Origin of the sequence: Crocosphaera chwakensis CCY0110 (genome assembly GCF_000169335.1) — a bacterium.
GTDB classification, from domain to species: Bacteria; Cyanobacteriota; Cyanobacteriia; order Cyanobacteriales; family Microcystaceae; genus Crocosphaera; species Crocosphaera chwakensis.
In genome coordinates this window covers 14,483-33,080 of record NZ_AAXW01000031.1, presented here as the reverse complement: position 1 = coordinate 33,080, position 18,598 = coordinate 14,483, and the positions used below count along the sequence as shown (strand labels likewise).

General features: G+C 35.8%; 24 protein-coding genes. 17 read left to right on the top strand and 7 right to left on the bottom strand.

Annotated elements, in window-relative coordinates:
• Positions 1–185 precede the first annotated feature (185 nt).
• Positions 186–644, top strand: a complete 459-nt coding sequence (locus tag CY0110_RS17510; protein WP_008276843.1) for a transposase — start codon at positions 186–188, stop codon at positions 642–644.
• A gap of 50 nt (positions 645–694) precedes the next feature.
• Positions 695–1,075, top strand: a complete 381-nt coding sequence (locus CY0110_RS17505; RefSeq protein WP_008276842.1) for a hypothetical protein — start codon at positions 695–697, stop codon at positions 1,073–1,075.
• 256 nt (positions 1,076–1,331) lie between these two features.
• Here the strand turns inward: CY0110_RS17505 and CY0110_RS17500 are convergent, their stop codons facing one another.
• Positions 1,332–1,772, bottom strand: coding sequence for a hypothetical protein (locus CY0110_RS17500; protein ID WP_157464603.1), 441 nt, complete (start codon positions 1,770–1,772; stop codon positions 1,332–1,334).
• 58 nt (positions 1,773–1,830) lie between these two features.
• Positions 1,831–2,082: a hypothetical protein gene (locus CY0110_RS17495; protein ID WP_008276840.1), complete on the bottom strand. Its 252-nt coding sequence runs from the start codon at positions 2,080–2,082 to the stop codon at positions 1,831–1,833.
• A gap of 254 nt (positions 2,083–2,336) precedes the next feature.
• Here CY0110_RS17495 and CY0110_RS17490 point away from each other — a divergent pair, with 254 nt between their 5' ends.
• Positions 2,337–3,863, top strand: coding sequence for an IS5-like element ISCysp17 family transposase (locus tag CY0110_RS17490; RefSeq protein WP_008274984.1), 1,527 nt, complete (start codon positions 2,337–2,339; stop codon positions 3,861–3,863).
• Positions 3,864–3,880: 17 nt separating this feature from the next.
• On the opposite strand, the gene CY0110_RS30010 is transcribed toward CY0110_RS17490, so the two are convergent.
• From CY0110_RS30010 to CY0110_RS17470, 5 genes are all read right to left on the bottom strand, one after another.
• Positions 3,881–4,042, bottom strand: a complete 162-nt coding sequence (locus CY0110_RS30010; protein ID WP_008276839.1) for a hypothetical protein — start codon at positions 4,040–4,042, stop codon at positions 3,881–3,883.
• 132 nt (positions 4,043–4,174) lie between these two features.
• A complete protein-coding gene (locus CY0110_RS17485; protein ID WP_456297541.1) occupies positions 4,175–5,908 on the bottom strand; it encodes an IS1634 family transposase in 1,734 nt (577 codons plus the stop codon).
• Between the two features lie 211 nt (positions 5,909–6,119).
• Positions 6,120–7,097: a V-type ATP synthase subunit I domain-containing protein gene (locus CY0110_RS17480; RefSeq protein WP_008276838.1), complete on the bottom strand. Its 978-nt coding sequence runs from the start codon at positions 7,095–7,097 to the stop codon at positions 6,120–6,122.
• A 175-nt stretch (positions 7,098–7,272) separates the two neighbouring features.
• Positions 7,273–10,407 carry a phage/plasmid primase, P4 family gene (locus CY0110_RS17475; protein ID WP_008276837.1) on the bottom strand — a complete coding sequence of 1,045 codons (3,135 nt, stop codon included), beginning with the start codon at positions 10,405–10,407 and terminating at the stop codon, positions 7,273–7,275.
• An 882-nt stretch (positions 10,408–11,289) separates the two neighbouring features.
• On the bottom strand, positions 11,290–11,544 hold the full coding sequence (locus CY0110_RS17470) for a helix-turn-helix domain-containing protein (RefSeq protein ID WP_198139194.1): 255 nt from the start codon (positions 11,542–11,544) through the stop codon (positions 11,290–11,292).
• Between the two features lie 136 nt (positions 11,545–11,680).
• Here CY0110_RS17470 and CY0110_RS30995 point away from each other — a divergent pair, with 136 nt between their 5' ends.
• From CY0110_RS30995 to CY0110_RS17405, 14 genes are all read left to right on the top strand, one after another.
• A complete protein-coding gene (locus tag CY0110_RS30995) occupies positions 11,681–12,166 on the top strand; it encodes a hypothetical protein (RefSeq protein ID WP_008276835.1) in 486 nt (161 codons plus the stop codon).
• Between the two features lie 162 nt (positions 12,167–12,328).
• Positions 12,329–12,556 (top strand): hypothetical protein, encoded by a 228-nt coding sequence (locus CY0110_RS17460; RefSeq protein WP_008276834.1) that lies wholly within the window; start codon positions 12,329–12,331, stop codon positions 12,554–12,556.
• A 162-nt stretch (positions 12,557–12,718) separates the two neighbouring features.
• On the top strand, positions 12,719–12,952 hold the full coding sequence (locus tag CY0110_RS17455) for a hypothetical protein (RefSeq protein WP_008276833.1): 234 nt from the start codon (positions 12,719–12,721) through the stop codon (positions 12,950–12,952).
• 41 nt (positions 12,953–12,993) lie between these two features.
• Entirely contained in the window at positions 12,994–13,266 is a 273-nt protein-coding gene (locus CY0110_RS17450) for a hypothetical protein (RefSeq protein WP_157464601.1), read from the top strand.
• Positions 13,267–13,298: 32 nt separating this feature from the next.
• Positions 13,299–13,823, top strand: coding sequence for a 2OG-Fe(II) oxygenase family protein (locus CY0110_RS17445; protein WP_008276831.1), 525 nt, complete (start codon positions 13,299–13,301; stop codon positions 13,821–13,823).
• Between the two features lie 30 nt (positions 13,824–13,853).
• On the top strand, positions 13,854–14,180 hold the full coding sequence (locus CY0110_RS17440; RefSeq protein WP_008276830.1) for a hypothetical protein: 327 nt from the start codon (positions 13,854–13,856) through the stop codon (positions 14,178–14,180).
• Between the two features lie 21 nt (positions 14,181–14,201).
• Positions 14,202–14,795 carry a hypothetical protein gene (locus CY0110_RS17435; RefSeq protein ID WP_008276829.1) on the top strand — a complete coding sequence of 198 codons (594 nt, stop codon included), beginning with the start codon at positions 14,202–14,204 and terminating at the stop codon, positions 14,793–14,795.
• An 87-nt stretch (positions 14,796–14,882) separates the two neighbouring features.
• A complete protein-coding gene (locus tag CY0110_RS17430; RefSeq protein ID WP_008276828.1) occupies positions 14,883–15,317 on the top strand; it encodes a hypothetical protein in 435 nt (144 codons plus the stop codon).
• 103 nt (positions 15,318–15,420) lie between these two features.
• Positions 15,421–16,101, top strand: coding sequence for an ASCH domain-containing protein (locus CY0110_RS29380; RefSeq protein ID WP_008276827.1), 681 nt, complete (start codon positions 15,421–15,423; stop codon positions 16,099–16,101).
• A 19-nt stretch (positions 16,102–16,120) separates the two neighbouring features.
• The gene (locus CY0110_RS30005; RefSeq protein WP_008276826.1) at positions 16,121–16,279 is read left to right on the top strand and encodes a hypothetical protein; all 159 of its coding nucleotides are present in this window, start codon (positions 16,121–16,123) and stop codon (positions 16,277–16,279) included.
• 285 nt (positions 16,280–16,564) lie between these two features.
• Positions 16,565–17,482 (top strand): hypothetical protein, encoded by a 918-nt coding sequence (locus tag CY0110_RS17415; RefSeq protein ID WP_008276825.1) that lies wholly within the window; start codon positions 16,565–16,567, stop codon positions 17,480–17,482.
• Between the two features lie 54 nt (positions 17,483–17,536).
• Positions 17,537–17,665, top strand: coding sequence for a hypothetical protein (locus CY0110_RS31430; RefSeq protein ID WP_008276824.1), 129 nt, complete (start codon positions 17,537–17,539; stop codon positions 17,663–17,665).
• Positions 17,662–18,171, top strand: a complete 510-nt coding sequence (locus tag CY0110_RS17410; RefSeq protein WP_008276823.1) for a hypothetical protein — start codon at positions 17,662–17,664, stop codon at positions 18,169–18,171. The genes CY0110_RS31430 and CY0110_RS17410 overlap by 4 nt, the downstream gene beginning before the upstream one ends.
• Before the next feature lie 24 nt (positions 18,172–18,195).
• On the top strand, positions 18,196–18,540 hold the full coding sequence (locus CY0110_RS17405) for a hypothetical protein (RefSeq protein ID WP_008276822.1): 345 nt from the start codon (positions 18,196–18,198) through the stop codon (positions 18,538–18,540).
• Positions 18,541–18,598 lie beyond the last annotated feature (58 nt).

Here is an 18,598-nt window from a genome sequence, read left to right as displayed (position 1 = left end):
AAGCGATCGCCATTCCTCGTAATCTCTTAACAACATTCCCTTGATTTTGCCATCGTTAAGGAAGTTGACCCCTTTATCCTTGATTTTTCTTTAGAAATCACTATATTTGATTATATGGCGATCGCCCCTTGACCTTTAGTTAGTGCTGATCTACAATAAAATATGTCAGCACTAACGCTAAACCAATGTCTCAAGCCGCCATCAAAGCCCGTATTGCTCAACTACGTCAAGGAAAAGTCGCACCCCCGAACACCTGGATTGGAACCACCAGCATTACCAAGAAAAACGGTAAACGCTACACTTATCAGAGGTTGATGATAGCTTATTACCCTCCTGCTACCGAAGATAACCCGAATCCTCAACGAAAAACCAAAATGGTACAGTATTTGGGGACAAAAGAGAGTACAGCGTATCAGGAAATGGTTGAGGCTATTAAACGTCGCAACGAGATTCAGAAGTTGGAGAAGAAGCTGCGTAACTTAGAAAAACAAGTTAGTGTCGCATCCTCTCAGAGACGACAACAGGATAAACAACCAGCACTAACTAAGTTGGTAGGGGAATTGATAGCGCAGGTGCAAGGGTTGGTAGAGGAAATAGCGTGGATGAAGGAGCAGTTTCAGCAACAATTATTAACAGTTACATAGATGATTTTAAGTACAATAAGAAATAGCTATTCCTTTATTAAAGGTTAGTCATGAGTAATAACAATAATCATGAGTCATTATTTGAAAACAATGATAATCAAATTGATGATGACGAATTTTCTATAGATATTCCCTCACAATCAGAGTCCCCCTATCAAGACCGAATTCCCTCTGGATATGATCCAATGGGAGAAATTTATCTCAGAGGTCGAGCCTTTAGAGGTCTAGCTAGTGGAGGCATTCCTTGGTGGATTCTCGTTTCTGGTTGGATTGTTTTTGGAGGATTTGCACTTTTAACTATAGTAGCCGTCATAGTAGCACAAGATTTTATGGGTCTAATTTTGTTATTTGTTCCTGGTACTATTTTGTTGATTCTCTGGAGAGGGACGAAAGCCAAGCTTCGTCGTAGAAAGTCTAAAAGAAGGTTTTAGTCGTTCCCGTATGAACTCGAATATTTATTATGATAATAGCAATTATCAATAACAATGAGCAACTTATAACTTGGAACTCAACAGTTACTTTTACTGTTGCTACTAAAGAATACCCTAAACAGAAAATTAAATGGTGGACTCGATGGTAATTTTGCCCTCCATTTCCTAACTTCTACCATCACTAAATGAGATTTTCAATCTTAATCTTCATAAGCAACGGCAGAAAAGTTCCTTGAATGAGAATAGTTTTTTGAGGCTACTCTTTTCTATCTTTTTCCATTATTTTACACTGTTTCGTCACCAAAATATCCCCTTGACGGACTGCTGTGACTGACCATGTTTGTCCTGTTTTCATATCTTTATGGGCAGGATGGACACTAATTCTTAGGGTTTTGAGAGGAGGACGACTAACCTTAAGTTGAGCAAAGGACATCTTTCTCCCTAAAACTGTGACTCTTCCCGTCATCGTCATAGCTGATTCTGTTACTTCATCAGAGATTTCCTCTAAGTTAATTGAGATAATTTTTCCATCAGAAGTCATATTTAGAGTGGTGAACCAACTACTTTCTTCACTGGGATAATTAGCTGGTAGTTGCTTAATTTTAAACTGCGTTTTATCAGGAATTTCTAAGTAGAATATCTCCCCATCTTTTTTGACTGTTCCTCTCAGAACATAATGATAGTTTTTTGAATCCATTTTGTTGATTTTTTCAACCCTTGTCATATTTTAACTCAATTTCTCTTCAACATTCGAGCTAATCTTTGTCTAGAAAATAACCGTTATATTCCCAGTCTTCAGAGAAAGAAGTGGAATTTTCGAGTTGTTTCATTTCTTGAGCCTCTTTTTCTTTTTGCTTTCTGGACTTTGGCTTGATGTATTTAGCCCAGTATTTATGATAGTCCTTCTTTGATGGCCACCATTCCCCCGTTTTCGGGTGTTTCCAACCAGAACCTTTCTTTCGTTTCCCCATTTCTTTTCCGACCAATCCAAATAAAAGTTTAATCATATAATATTATAGAATCCAAGTAATCTTCTGTTATATCTTCTTGTTCACAAACAAGGTCACTTTCTTTATTTTGACCATATTCATCATTAAATTCTTGGTAACTATCTAGAGTTTGCTTATAAAGGATAGAACAGTTAATCCATCAAGGTTACAGACTAATCTATCTCCCGAAAAGTGCAACAAAAAAGCCGCCAAAGTTGCCCGAAAAGCTCTAAAATTGGTAAAAGTCCCTTGCACCTGGTTGACTAAAACAAATGTACCGTAAGAAACAGCACTCGCCAATCACCCCAGAAAAATTTGAACTACTACCAGGAACAAAGTTATCATTAGAAAATCGTTGGGTGATCATGGCCGAGTTGATACCTTGGGATGAGTTTGAAGAAGAATATGCAAAACAGTTTAAAATAGAAAAAGGTGCGCCAGCTAAGCCATTTAGGATGGCATTAGGAGCGTTAATAATCAAAGAACAGTTAGGAATAAGCGATAGGGAAACAGTAGAACAAATAAGAGAAAATCCGTATCTACAATACTTTATAGGATTAGAAGCCTATACATTTGAAGCTCCCTTTGAAGCCTCAATGATGGTGCATTTTAGACAGAGGATAAATGTAGAAATGGTGAATAAAATTAATGAAGAGATGGTCAAAACGGGAAGAGAGAAGACAGAACAAAAAGAAGAAAAGTCAAGCTCAGACTCTGAAGAAATAGGAGAGAGGGAAAATAAAGGTAAACTGATATTAGATGCCACCTGCGCCCCTGGTGATATCAAATATCCGACAGATTTAGAAATATTAAATCAAGGAAGAAAAGCTACAGAACAGATAATAGACAGTCTTTATAAATCCATAAAAAGAAGACTCAAGAAAAAACCAAGAACGTATCGAAATATAGCAAGAATTGAGTATTTAAGAATAGCGAAAAAGCGTCGTTCTACTAAAAAAGAGGGAAGAGAAGCGATTAGAAAACAACTTAAGTATATTAAAAAGAATCTAGTCAGTATAGAGAAACTTATCTTAGAGGGGGCTACCCTAGATAGCCTAAATAAAAGACAAAGAAATCTTCTAGAAGTTGTCAAAAAAGTTTATGAACAGCAACAACAGATGTGGGAAAAAGAAACTCAAAGTGTTTCCCAAAGAATTGTCAGTATAAATCAACCGCATATTCGACCTATCGTGAGAGGAAAAGCAGGGAAACCCACAGAGTTTGGAGCTAAACTTTCAGTAAGTTATGTAGATAACTATATATTTTTAGATAGAATAAGTTGGGAAAATTTTAATGAATCTGGAGACTTACAAGGACAAGTAGAAAAGTTTAAACAGACTTATGGTTGCTATCCATCCTCAGTTCATGCAGATAGAATTTATCGAAGTAAAGCTAATAAAGATTGGTGTAAGCAAAGAGGAATTAGATTAAGTGGAATCGGACTAGGAAGACCCCCTAAGAATATCAGTCAAGAAGAAAAAAGGCAAACCAAAATAGATGAGGGATTTCGCAATAGAATTGAAGGAAAGTTTGGACAAGCGAAGAGAAAATTTAGTCTAGATTTGGTTAAAACTAAGCTTAAAGAAACATCAGAAACTGCTATTGCTATTACATTTTTAGTAATCAACCTTTCTCAACTTCTTCGGCAGTTATTATTACTTCTTTTGTCATTTTCTGTTACCAGTAAAACACTTGAACTAAACAAGCAAAAAATGATAACAAAAACTGATTTTTTAAATTCTTTTATAGCAGTTAAAGTTATTAATTTAGAGGCAAATTACTGGCTTTTGGCCGCATAAATTTTTGAGTGACTTTTTCAGCAAAGCCTATCTAATCTAATTTCCTCTCTGATTTCGTTATAAGTCGTTGAGTACCTTTTCCATTTATTGGTTTGTCTAACTAATAGTTCATTTTCGGGATTAATGTCCTCATTATTATCAGTATTTTTAGGTTTAATTTCTTTAGAAACTTTCTTCATAAATTTATCTTTGATTCACTGAACTAAACTCAACTTAAGTCTCACCGTTCGCTCATTTTTCCAAGTGAGGTTCGGTCAAACAGGGAAAAAAGTTTGTCCAGTCAGGGGTTGAGCGAAAAAAGTCACCCAATTTTAGCCAGAAGCAAAGTAGTCAGTAGTATAAATAGACTCCTCTACATTCATTAACCTTAAGATTTTTTGTTGTACGAGGTTGAGTCCAGAAATTTCTATTGAGTCATCTCTATGTATATACAAAGTGATGTTATTAAAAGCCCTTAACATCTTTTCAGCAGTGGGACGTTTAGTGGTGCGTTTAGGATTTCCTGAGTAGAGTCGAGCTAAACTAGACTGAGATTGATGTAATTGACGACGCACCACAAATTCCATCAAAGTAAAAACCCTGAGAGCGATCGTTAACAAAAACATTAATCCTTTAATTTTCTTCTCGTCTCGAAAATAAATCGGTAGAGCAGATAAACGACCTTTTTTAAAGCGATGAAAACCCATTTCTGGTTGCCATTGTTGTTTATAAGCTTGCACGGCTTCTGTCAAAGATAGTCTTTCTGATGTGGCATTCGTTACATATAAACGCCAACCTGCCACTGTCTTAAAAGACTCAATTTCAGTTGACAAACGTTGATAGTTTAAGATTAAATTTATCTGGCGAACTCGTCGATAGGATGAGTCTTCACTGCGACTTCCACGACCTTTATAGACCTTTTTATAGCTAATATTTCTATCTATTGAGTATTCAACATACTTAGTTAAACGATAACTTTTAACAATTTCTTGTATCTTCTGTTCTAATCTTTTCTCGTCTTTACCTGGTCTTTTTTGTAGGGATAATAAGGCTTCTTCTCCTTTAGCTAAACGACTTTCTAAACCCTTTATTTGACGAGATGCCAAGGCATTCGATTTAAGAACTAGCCATCTTTCTTCCCATTGATAACGTTTTTCAGTTTCAGGTTCAACCCAAATATTTCCTAATGGCACTTCAAAACCCTTACCGATTTCTAAATCCTCTGATTCCCCCTCATCTGCTTGGTGCGGATAATCTCCGAGGGAACCTCGGAGTTCCGCATCCGCTTTTTCGACTATTTTAATCACTTCTGTTGGGGGATTTTTCACCCAATCAGCTAATAATTTTGGACGAGGTTGAGTCATAGCTAAGGGAAAACAATAGATTCCCCCCTCTCCCTGAATTTTAGCTCGATTAGACCAAGTTGACGCTTTAGAATCTGCTAAATATAGGAATTCTCTATGACCCAAGATTTCTCTCATTTTTCTCCACGTTGGCAGATATTCTGACTCATCTCCCCCATTTCCGGCTAAAGTGGCTCCTAATAATGGCATTCCCAATGGGTCTAATGTTGCCAACATTTGGCGGTATTGTCTTAAATCAGGTCGTTTATCTTTACTATACCCAAATTTAATCAGCGATTCTTCTTCAACGTCTTCTGAGATTTGATGATATACCGAAAAACTGGTGGTGTCACTTCTCGCTTGAGATGTGGGTAATTCATAGGCTTTGACCAAATGTTGGGATAATGACATCTCCATCTGGGGAAGGGCTTCTGTTAGTCCAATAATTCTCAATAAGTCTCCACAACGGTCATCCGTTGCTTCTTTTTCTCGGATTTCCCATTCAGTTATTGCTTTTAAACTTCTTTGATGCTCTGATACCCATGTTTCTAGGCAACAAATTCTATGGTCTGCCTCACTCACAATATAGGTTAATAATAACACCGCTAGTTGCCCGTAACTTAATCCTTTGCGATTGCCATGAGGGGCGGCTAGCTGATTATCTATGATTGACGCAATCTTCATTTGTTTTAGCCAATAAATAATTAAGGGGAGATCATCTATTCGTTCCGAATGTGTTTGTGCCGTAATTAATCGACTCCTTGTTGCCCAACACTTGACTCTACAAGGATTTTACCCCTTTTTCCCCACCTCACCCCTTCGATTTAAGCGAACGGTGAGTTAAGTATTTCAGCTTCTTGATTAATGCAAAAGAACTACTCAAAATTTTTTCACTACATGGGAATCACTACCCTCAAATAACCAGTCCCAAAGTTCAAAGTCCAAAGCCTTTTTTTTTCTTTTTTCTTTTTGAATCAGCTTTTTGAGAACGCTGTATATTCATCTTCTTACTTTTTTGAGTCAAGTGATCTGTAGTCTTATCGATTTCCTCTATTCCTTGTTTATATAACTCAACTAACTTTGATTTCGCTTTAAGTTCAATGTTTTGTATCCAAAGTCGTTGGTCTAAACTCACAATTTCTTTAATTTTTAACTTAATAATTGGAAAAACTAAAATTAGTTCTTCTCTGAAAAATAATTCTCCATCTTCATTTTCAATACAATCATCTTCATCTAAATCGAAAATTTCTTGTTCAGAAATTTGTTCAACAATAAATAAATATACAATCTCATCTATCCATTCTTCTAACAAATCAACCTCTTCATCTAATTCTGGTTTTAAGTCAAATATTTTTTCTTGATAAACACTAATACTTTCCGAAAACTGCTTTTGATAAATCTGATTAATTTTTGGATAAATCTCTAAACGATCCGCACTAATTTTCTGAGTTTCACTTTCGATAGTTTTCAAAAGTTCCTTGAAAGTTAAAAGATTTCTCTTGTCATTTAAGCCAAGAAATTTGTTTTCTAAATTATTAACGGAAATCAGTCGGTTAAGCCAGAAGCATTTAACAAATAATAAAATAGCGAGTTTTCGTTCTATTTCTTCTAACAGATTAATTTGATAATCTTCTTCTTCGTTTATGTCTAAATAACCAAATAACCACAGATATTTAATTTTAGAAGGATTGGAATAAGGAGAATTAAGGATTCGTTTATCTACCCAAACTTCATCTAAGTCGGCCTTCATAATTTGTTTATCATGACATCCCCAGGCGAATAAAAATGGATTTTTAAATAATTGATAGTCTTTTTTCTCTTTATAATCTTTTAATTCCCAATTCTCCTCTAATTTCATGGCGACTAATGTTCCGATGCTAGAACTTGAAGACTTTGATTGAGGATAATCCATTATTCTAAAAACTTAACTATTTTTTAGAATAACATGATCAACAACCTTAAATTATCTTTTCTTTACCCTATAAATTATTAGGATTCGTTAGTATAGAGAAGCACTTAGTAATTAATAGAGTACATTGCCCCATATTTGGGGCTTTTTAACTTAATTATCATAGATAACCCTTTAATTAAACTAACACCGTTATCCCCTCCATCACAGATAAAGGATAACTTACCCCATGCTCATCTTCTAACCAAAAGCCACCATTCACCTCAACAACTTTTCCTTTAACTTTCATCATTCCCATAGGATGGGGTATATATCCTTGCAACATCTGACCTACTTCATAATCAGGGGTTTGACGAGGAGGGGTCATTGAAGTTGCTTTGAGGTTTTGGTAAAACTCTAATAATTGATTATCACTTAGACGCTTACGAGAACTCACACCATATTTAGCCATCAAGTATTCTTTCCCTGTGTTAGTTGACCATCCTAGTTGTGCCATTTCTACATCAATCAATTTAATTAATTCTCCCCTGAGATTTCTGGGGTTGGGGGGGTTGTGATGGGTTGTGATGGGTTGGCTATCCTCTGTAACCCTTGCAGGTGATGAATGTGACGGGTGTGATGGGTTATTTGGGGATTTCTCCAATACTCCTTTTTTAGTTGCATTGTCTTTAATACTTTCCCTTTCCAAATTTAAAGGTTGGTCAACATTAAAATCATTTTTAGTAAAATCTTTAAAAGAGCCTTCACAGCCATCACAATCTTCTCCTGACTGAGTTTCGAGGATTACATAGGGCTTAACAGCCATCACACTTTCAGTCACGGCTGTTGATTTTTGAGCTTCTTTTGCAGTTAATCGTTTCAACCACAGTCCCTCTATAAACGGTTTATCATCATCCAAATGGTCACGGATTTTTAATCCCTGAATGAAAACACCGTTTCGGTTACGGTCTTTGGTCACATCCCCTAAGTTCAGTTGGTGGTTACAAAGGTCTAATAACAGGGTACTGAATCGGTTAAGGCTAATGGGATTCACTTTGATGCCTTCACAGAATGCACAATAATTCGGGTACAGCCACTTCGATGCTCCTATATACACCTCATCATTTTCTTTAGAAGCGATCGCTTTTCCCACATGGGTATAACTATCGGGGTCATAAATGATATTCTCGTTTAACCACGCTGCTATGGGGTTGTTCTCTACCATTGACTCTATCCGTTCTAAGGTTAGCTTCACGCAGCGTTTATGGGCATTTTTGATGCACTCAGAGGCACTTTCACTCTCCATCTCCAATACCCAGTTTAGAAAACCAGGAATATATGGCACAAATTCCCCTGATATATTCCCTTGGTTATCATGCTTAATCAGGTTCTTTTGATTCTCTTCACTGATTTTTCGCTTCATGCCTACGGTGATACGCCGACGCTGCAGTCCACTGGTGTAGTCGGCAGTTTTGATATGCTCGTTGCCGGCAATAATCACCAAACAATCGGGCTTAAATCCTCCAGTTGCTTGTTGCATTTTCTTCTCGTAGGGTAGGCTATCTTCTCCAGTTAATGCTTTGAGAGTGGTGACATCCCCTGTGTACCGTTCGGCATCCGTTACCAGTACCAGTCTTTTGTCCTTGATATTGGCTGTCTCGAACTTCGAGGTTTCTAACCGCTTCAATGTTGTTACATGGCAATTAGAAAATCCCACTAAGGCGATCGCTAATCTAATCAGGGTACTCTTGCCAGTTCCCCCTGGCCCAATCAATTCTAGAAATTTCTGCCAGTCTGCACGTCCCGTTACGACCCCGTGTAAATAAGCCCTGATCAATTCGACAAGGGATTCGTCCCCCTGCATCATTTCGAGCAACCATTGCTTGATGGGTTCCCCTGTGGCTAAAGGGTTGTAGTCGTAAGGCAAAGACCAAGTAAAGTAATTGGTAGGACTATGGGGTAGTAATTCTTTTCTGGCTATGTCTAGTACGCCATTACGAAACGGTATTATTCCTTCAATACTATTCGTTTGCATTTTTTTTGTTAGTAGCACCGTCGAGATATGTCTCCTCAAATTTTCGACAAATCTTATCGTATACGTTCTGCTTTTTGGTAACTGCTTTTTTAATTGCTTCATTATCTCTATCTTTTCTTTTTTCTCTCTATTACTTTCTTCCACTGCCTTAATTGCTTTTAGCACTTGCTCTCTTACATTGTCTATCTCATCAGTTAGGTCATTCAAATCAAACAAAATTCGTTGTTCTACTTCCATTTTTGTCCTTGGTGTCCATACTCCTTTTGTTTCGTCTTCATAGAGATACCATTCTTTGATTTCCCCATTAAAGATGATTCTGTCTTTGTACATTGACACTAGATAGTCTGTTAACCCTTTCTCTGTCCACTCCAGTCTGTTCATTTCTAACTTGCTTACTTTGATGGATGCTGGTTCTGAGGATCTGTTTTCCCATACTTCACCGAACCATTGGGCCCCGTTAACAACGATCGCATCATCGATTCCTTTCTCGGAAGTATCCCAAGACAGAAACAAAACTTTACAACAAGCTTCACGGAAACACGACGCTAATCTTTCCCTCGCTGCTATTACCGCAGCTTGGGTTTTGAGTTTTTGGTCTTGATCAAAGACGATTACGATTTCTCGTCCTGGTTGGGCTAAGTATTGAAGCTGTGGCAATAGTGTGGGATTCCCATCAGAGTTTTTGGGTGAACCGTTCCATATTCCAGGGACGCTGACGGCTGCGATTCCTTGGGACAACAATGCCCCTGCTTTTTTCGTTCCCTCTACCACTGCGATCGCTACCTTTAGATTCTCCTTTACCCATTTCCAAAACAATTGGTCTTTTTGTTTCAGAAATTCTTTGTAAGTGATGCCTTCGGTTTCTGCCCATTGATAACGGATACGTTCTCTGTATTGCTTAAGTAAACCTGACTTTTTAGCTACTTTCAACCCAATACGCCGAGAGACTTTCAAGCAAATCGCTTCGACCGGTTCAAAGGGGGGACACTCGTATTTTCTCACTTTGCCATCGGGGGTGACTTTGGGGTTATTGGGTTTAAATTGGCCCCAGAGATTGTCCTCCCCTGTTTCTAGATCAATGGCATTTACAGCATATCCCCCGTCCTCTAGGTGTCCGTTTGCTTTTAGGGTTCGGTTGTTAATTCGACCATCGTTTCTACGGAGTACGTTCTCACTGTATAACAGGAAGTCATAAGTGTCTGAACCAATAAGCGATCTCACGTTGAGATAGACGATTTCCAGGTCAACTCCTGACCCTATGACCCATTCGTTACGGTGTTGTTCATTAATATTATTCATTTTGGACTCCAGTTACTGTGTACTACTGGAGATGCCCTATAGTAATGGCTTACTACTTGGATTTTTCAAGCTAAGACAACTATGATAAAAAATATATGTCTTTGAGGTCTGGTGTATGTTCTGAAGGTAGCAACACCAGTTGTTGTCTTGCCAGCTTCCATAGTTATGGCCACGAACAGAGCATCGCCAGTCTTTCCTATTTCGACTTAATTGAATATCTAACTAACTCTATGCCCTGTAAGAAAAGCATAGTATTTAGTAAATGCTTATCGGATGCTTTGTCCCCCTGGTCATCGGGATAGGCAAAATTCGGGTACATGGTTTTCTTCTTTCTGGTGGTTTAACAGCCCAAAAGGATGAGTAATTGCAAGATAAAAAAGTTAATCTAATCAGAGTTAAGATTTATTACCTAATTCCCTGTTTTTTAGCCACAGTGATCAATTTTTGACACAAGGGTTGCGTATACCGCAAAGATTCTTTATGATAAAGTCATTACGGCTACTGTCGTATCTAAAAATTTAATCTCTTTCTTATCTCATAACCTTCTCCTTTTGGTTGGTGCAGAGATTTCACAGAAAGAACCTACTAATAGAAACGTCGAGAGCATTCCCCAATGAGTCGGCGTTTCAGGCTTTTTAGAAGATTCTTTACTTGAATAATGTCTGCTGTACATTAACGATCCTATTTTTAGGAATACTTTTAATATATATGAGATTCCCAATGGGAACAAGTCTTAAACCAGGATGGGGGAATTCTAAGTTTCACTTCCTCCTCAGATAAACAGTTATACCCTCAGAAGACCTTAGCTGGATCTATTCATAGCTAAAATAAACTCCTAAAACACTTGCAATACTAATCACTGGTTTTATGAACTGATACAGATTATGTAGTAACCTCATTAGTCTCATCCTCATCCTCTTCAAAGTCTTCAGGGCCAGGAATATATTGTAGTAGTTCTCCCGGTTGACACTCAAGAGCCTTACAAAGCTTGATTAGTGTAGTCATTTCTAATCGTTCAGGTATATTATTTTTGAGTTTGGAAATAGTATTAGGGTGTAGCTTAGCAGCTTTCCCTAATGCTTTATAATCCATTTCTCGATCAGCCATAAGAACAGCTAAACGCCATTTGATTGGCATAGGTGATTTTTCCGTAACAGGTACATAAATCACCTTACCCTCTATCATGTTCATAAACTCCTGCGGTTTACGTATTCATCATAGCACAGAATATATTAATCGCAGAACTTGACATTCATTAATCGCTGCGGTTAATATGAATAGGGAAGAGATAACAGAGATTTTTCTATCTCTCAAAACTTGGGCTAGACCCAAAAGTAAACAAGAGCCGAAAAATCCTCATTTTCCTGCTCTTACACAAATTTATTTACTATCTTTTCTTTCTATTATGCTACAAATATCTACTTTGCAACCTACCCACCGATTGCAACCATCCCCGAAATCATCTGCTTTCGGGAAAACCACCCCTACTTCTCATCCCCATATTCATGACGGCGATCGCACTCTCCAACAACACCCACAACACAATCCCATTGAAGTTACGGTGACTCTGTGGAGCCATGAACAAGAAACAGATCCCGATGATGGTCATACCTTCCCAAAGCAAGAAATCATTATCAGCTTCGTTGTCCCTGAATTTACCAAAAAAGCAGTCATGAAAGCCTTTGAGCCTCATAAAGACCAATTCCCAGGTTTCTACATCTCAAGTTTCAATCGTTCTCATCAAGACGCTGAATTTTAAAGGTAAAGGGTGGGTAATGCCCACCTTACTAAAGCAGTCAACAACAATTAATCACAGAAAAAAAGGGGAGTTTTCCCCTTCAAATATACACAGTTTTCACACCACACTCCTTAATTTAATCATCGAGGATTGCATCCATTAAACCCAACAAAAGTCAAGAAAATGATTAATCAAAACACCATCGACACCCTAACCGAAAACTTAGCCACTGAACTTTCGTTAGAGTCTTATGATCATCTTCGCTTAGCTGAAATTGCCCAAAACCAGCTTTTTTACTTGATTCTCGATATTACCCGATACCCATCAAAATATTTTTCGTCTGAGATTTTAGAAACTGCAAAAAACACTGCTAAAAGCCATGAAGAAACGACGCACCTTACAAGAACTTAAGATTCATCTTGACCATTATTTAGCACAGATACAGGGCAACCCTAAAGGTAGAGACATTCTTTGTACTCACATTAATAAGCTGAAAAGACAAATCCTAGAATTGGAAACACAAGAGCCTTAATCCCACCCTACTATTAATTTAATTAATTAAAATTATGAACTATGAAAGATAACGCTTGGAAGTTACTACATTCAAAGCCATACAACTATTGCAGACCACACGAGATTATTTTTTACTCTCGCAAAGAAGAAAAACAATATCGTGAAGATCCTGAATTTCGGGAAAAAACGTTACAAGCTGCAAAAGAAATGTTCGTTCAATATAGTAATTTGGAACGATTAACTATTGCCAGAGGATGTAATACACTTCTAGTTTTAAACAGAAAAGATGTTTAAAACAACCTTTATACTATTACCGTCATCTTGAGGAACAAAAAATGAATTTTTCAACAGACCGAATTTTAAGAAGCCCAATGTTTCAACAGGCACTAAATGATTTTAAGAATATGCCTATTGAGATATCTGAAAATAAAGAATTCCAAAGAGATTTATTAGTAAGAGGTACTATTCAAGATTGGGAAGCTGAAGTACAAAAGTTTAAAGACCACTTTGATTCAGCAGACAGAATAGCTCAAAATACTCCTGCGATGAAGCTACTAATGTCTAGAAAAAAACGAATTGAAGACTTTTTAAAATCGCAAAATGCTTAGAACAGTAAAAATGATTGAATTTTAGGATAATTATGCCTCGCTTCACCCTCGAAATAATTGATCGTATCGATACCCAACCCCTGATCCAATGGGCTAGGAAACAGCCGTTGACCCCAGAGCTTTTCAACGACAAATACACGAAACGCCTTGAACAATGGCACGGGTTGGGGGTAGAACTTCTGAATTATGGTAAGTCCTGGAATATTTTTCACGCACCACCTATTGAAGAAGTTCCGTTACTAAGGGATTTACGCGATCGCTATTATCCTGCTGCCAATTCCTGCTTATTGTACTACTATCCCGTCGGAGTAGGCATCGGCTCCCACATCGATAAACCTGTCTTTCACCATGAGGTAGTCATTATCAACATCATTGATAGCCAGCCTAACCTATTTGGTGAAAAAGACTCAATTAAGTTTAAATTCAGGTCAAACACACATCTATTAAATGACGGGGATGTAATTCGCTTCGATGCTTTGATGGAGCATGGTTTACCACCTGTGAAGGTTCCCCGTTATTCTTTGAGTTTCCGCATCATTGCTGAACCCAAAAAATAGTTATTATCTTTTTAGAAAAAGGAGTTAAAAATGGAGTATCTAGGAAAAATAGGAACTGAACCTAACAAAAAATATGGAGTAAAAGATGGAGAGCAGACTTTATATTTCCGTTCTGAAAAATCCGCTATGAGTTTCATTAAAAAACGAACATATTTAAGACAAACCCATTACAACATACTTTCTCTATTAGTTAATCGAGTTTGGGTAAAAAACTTTCTTTTTGTTTATAAGAAAGGAGCTTTTAAAGATTTCGATAAATGTGTTCAATATGGAACAGGAACTAAAGAAGGATTCATTAAGATGACTTCTGAAGGTAAAAGTTATTACGAGTTTCTGAAAAATCATAAGATAAATTAATAACAAAAAAATGGAGTCAACATGACTAACAACCCCACTATTGATAGAATTATCTCCTGGCATGGCTTTGGCTATCCCGATAAGCCAAATAAACCTTTAGACTCAAAATGTCGTCTGAGAATCTGGCAACAAGACCCTGTAATTGTACTGTTTTCAGATTTAAACGAAGAGGATACAGGAACTTCTATCACCAACTGTTCAGAGAATTTAGCCACACTCGTTCAATTTCATTTCCAATTACTTAAGCCGATTCGATGGTTCGAGCATTACCCGTTTCATAATATTCCTGAACAAAAGAAGAAGCAATTAATGTTCAGTGAAAGTATCAGCGAAATTTTTTACCATCATGATCAGAAACGTTATCATAGCCCTCAATGGAAACACTTTGAAAAAGAAAATCTTGAGACATTGGTTAACTGCTCAATTTCTATGAATGGTTATCGAAACTTGAAAAAAATTAAGCTTAAAACAGCTTATGAACATGAACAGGATGAATTTGCAAGAGGGTGTTCTGATGCCGTCAATGATGGAATAACTCGTGATTATCCTCCTCATTCTCCAGCTTATCTTAATGGGTTTCGGTATGCTATGAATCAACTTAGTCAACTTAATTAATGTGATTTAAACTTTTTATGTTTTTAATAATTAAATACAAAAAATCAGCTATAGTATATTTAAGTAATATTGAAAAAGGAGAAGAAAATGGAAAGTCTAACACCAAGCCAAATTGCTGATATAGTAGTAGCATTTTGGGATACGAACTCATTTCTAGAAAGCCATAGACAAAATGGCATGGTTACAACTCCTAAAGAATTATCGCTAATTCTTCAATTGGGAAAAATAGAAGTGACAAATAAAGAAAATATTGCTTTTTTTGAAGCTTTAAAAATTTTTATTATTAACTATTTAAGTAAAGAAAACTCTGTACCTGATTACATTAGCTTTCGTGTAGATTATTTTCCTGAGAAAGCATTTGATCTGGTAGAATCTGAATTTGACGTTAAAACACCACTTAATTTACCCATTAAGTCTACCCTTAATATTGCCAAAAAAGATATGAGGATAATTGTCATAGAAAAAAAAGCTGGCTATGGAGCAGAGTGGACAGAAGAAAGCTATCAATTAAAAATTTGCTAACGTTTACTCCTCTGTAAAAGTAGAGCTTCTCTGTTCGATTATTTTCGTCCTAAAGATAATCAGTTAATTATGTTAACTCAAAATTAATATCTCTTATTATTTTATGAAAAATTCTGATTTGAACTTTTTAGCAGAAATGGATATTAAGTGGCTGTTGGAAAATGGATGGACAGTCAAAGGAAATCTTGCTTATAGACGATTACTAGAAGAGGATTTTTCTGATATTTCAAAAGAACGACTTGAGCAAATTTCGATTCAATATGAGCTTGATAATAATGATCTGCAAAAAATTAATTCTGCTTTACAAAGATTACTTGAAATCAAACAAGAACTTTCTGAACTTAAACCCACAAAAAATAAAGTGAAAGCTATTTCTCTTCATCAACCTTGGGCTAGTTTAATTGCTATGGGGTTTAAGCATTATGAAACTCGCAGTTGGGGGACGAACTACCGAGGAAAACTGGTTATCTGTGCTGCCAAGAAAAACACGAAACAACAACGATTGAACTACGAATCCTTAGCTTCTATGTTAAACATTGATTTAACATTAAACCCTTGGGACAGTTTACCATTAGGCATGGCCATTGCTATTGTTGATCTGACAGATTGTATCGAAATGACCGATGAGTTTATCAATGAGCAATCTGAATCCGAACAAATGTGTGGACACTGGGAACCAGAAAGATTCGCTTGGCAATTAGATAATATTAAACCAATATTTCCTCCTATTCCCATTAAGGGACAACAAGGTTTATGGGATGTCTCATTACCTCTTATTTCTTAATTTCTAATTGATTTCAATTATGTTTAAAATATTGACCTATTTCCTTACCAAAATTCATCTTTATACAATTAATCAACTTAATCGTAAAATTCAAGCTTATGAACAAGAAATGACTATTTTAACTCAAAAAAAAGAACAAGTTACTAATATATTAGAACAAGAAATTAATAAAAATTAAGATTAAAATCTATTAATTATCTGCTAATATATAAAAAGTAATTTTTAACTTCATCATGAAAATATTTATTCCTTATCTTGTAACTGAAACAGAAATAAAAGAAGACCCGTCCTTTGCATATATCAGCGAAGAAGAAGACGTTAATTATCAAGGTCTTTGCAAAGTAAAAGATTTTATATTTAAAACCTGTTTGATTTTTAGCATTTGCTTGACACAAAATTGTTTAGTTATATTATAATATAATTAAACAAAAATTATTATTTGAAATTTCAAGAAAAATATTTAATGAAATCGAATTTAATAAAAGTCATTTTTGAAGACGAAAAAACTATTGAGAGATTAGAATTTAATCTTAAAGACCTTAAAGCTAAAAAAATAGCTGGAAATACCATTTTCGGTGATTGGTCAGAATTATTACCTGTATTGAGAGTGGCTCACTTTTGGAAAATAAAATATTTAGTTGTCCCTGTAAGTTGGACAGACAAAATTAAAGAATCTTATCGTTGGTGGATAAGAACCTTGAAGTTCAACCGATACCAGCAATATCTAAAAAAAAGATTACAAGACTATTCTACCAAAGGCTATTTTTTTCTAAACCTTACTATTAAAAAACAGAGTTTAATTATCCCAACAAAAAATCAAGGTTTATTATTAGTGGGACAAGACTTTTGTGAACTATCAATAATTAATCAAGTCGTTGATAATCTCAGCCAGCAAAACTTTACAGTTTATATTATTGATCTGAACAACAAGATTAAAAGAGAAAAGTTACCGCCGAATTTAACTTTTATAGAATCTTCTGAAGAGTTTTTCAAAGTTAGTGAGAGTTTAGAGAAGTTTCCCGAAAAAACATCGATTATTTGTCCTGATGGTACGAGTTTAAATGAAAGACAAATATGGCAATGGTATGGTCTTGCTCGTTTAAGAAGTGTTTTCACGGTTATGGGGGTTCCTACCTTTAAATCCCTACAAAATGATTCTGTTACACAAATTTTAATAGAACATAAAGACTTATTGATATCAGCTAACTTAGACTTAATAACCGCTTTACGTTTAGAAGAATATTTAGGAAAAAATAAAAACGAAAGTCCTTGTTTTTTAATGGCTCATGAATTAGTTAATAATAAAAAACATATTTTTTATAAAACGATGATTACTACAAAATGGAGTTTTGTATTTGAGCATTATTTAACAAGGTTATAAGTTATCCAAGCTTTCGCCCCTCCTAATATTGATTGCTGTCCTGCAGGAGCTACTATGAATTCTATTCCTGTTAAAATACTCCAATATTGGACTAAAAACCAACTTCAATGGCAACGAGATAATAGTTTGGAAATTGATGTTACCCCTTCTTGGGCTAGACAAACTCTTGAGGATTTACTATGAAATACTTTTCTCTTAAAATGACTATTTTAGCTTATAAAAAGGGGCTAATAGAAAATAATCCTTCTGATACATTCATATTTAGCTGTAGAAGAAGTAGAGTATTTAACAATGATGGAAAATACCCTGGTTATAGTCTACTATTTGAAAATCCAACGCCTGAAACGGTTTACAATCCTGATAGGATTTCTCTTTCGGATTTATCCAAAGAAGCAGCTAAGAAATGCGTTGAGTTTTTTGAGTTAATTAACTTAGCTGATCAACAAGGTAGAGTTATTTGGTTAACCAAAGAAGATGGAAGTCCAAGGTTTCAAGATGATTTAGGTGATGCTATTAGTTTAGTTGAGATTTACAATAATACGCCTCCTGATGAGAGGTTTCCTGTTCATTTACTTCTTGGTCGTACAACTTCAGAAATAGAATCTTTGTTAGATGAAGAAATTAAGAGAAAGTCGGACAAGCAAACTCTCTTTTCGTCTATCATTAATTGTATAATTAGAAATCACTAATACTAACAATTACTCAAACCCAAAATGTCATTAGAATTAGCGATACTCCCCCAATATCTACAAGGTCGTAACTTTTCTCACGATGTAATTAGATTATCTTTTGAACCCGAACTTTTCGAGGTAATTAAATCTTTGGTTGAGACAGTTGGAAGACCTATCAAAGAAATTGATTGTTATTTAGCAGAAGACGGGTATGGTTCTATTACCGAAGACCCTTACGGAAATCCTATCAAGGGAGTTCAGGCACGACAACTGAAACAGGCTTTAGATAAAGTTTCATCGACTAATTTGCCCTGGAGAAATAAAGCTTTTTTAGCTTACCTGAACGAACTTCCGGACGACCTTGAAGTTTGGTTTTACTGGAGTTAGCAATGTTTGCTAAAATTGCTATTATTAAAGTTTTTTCTATCTTTAATAACTAATGAAT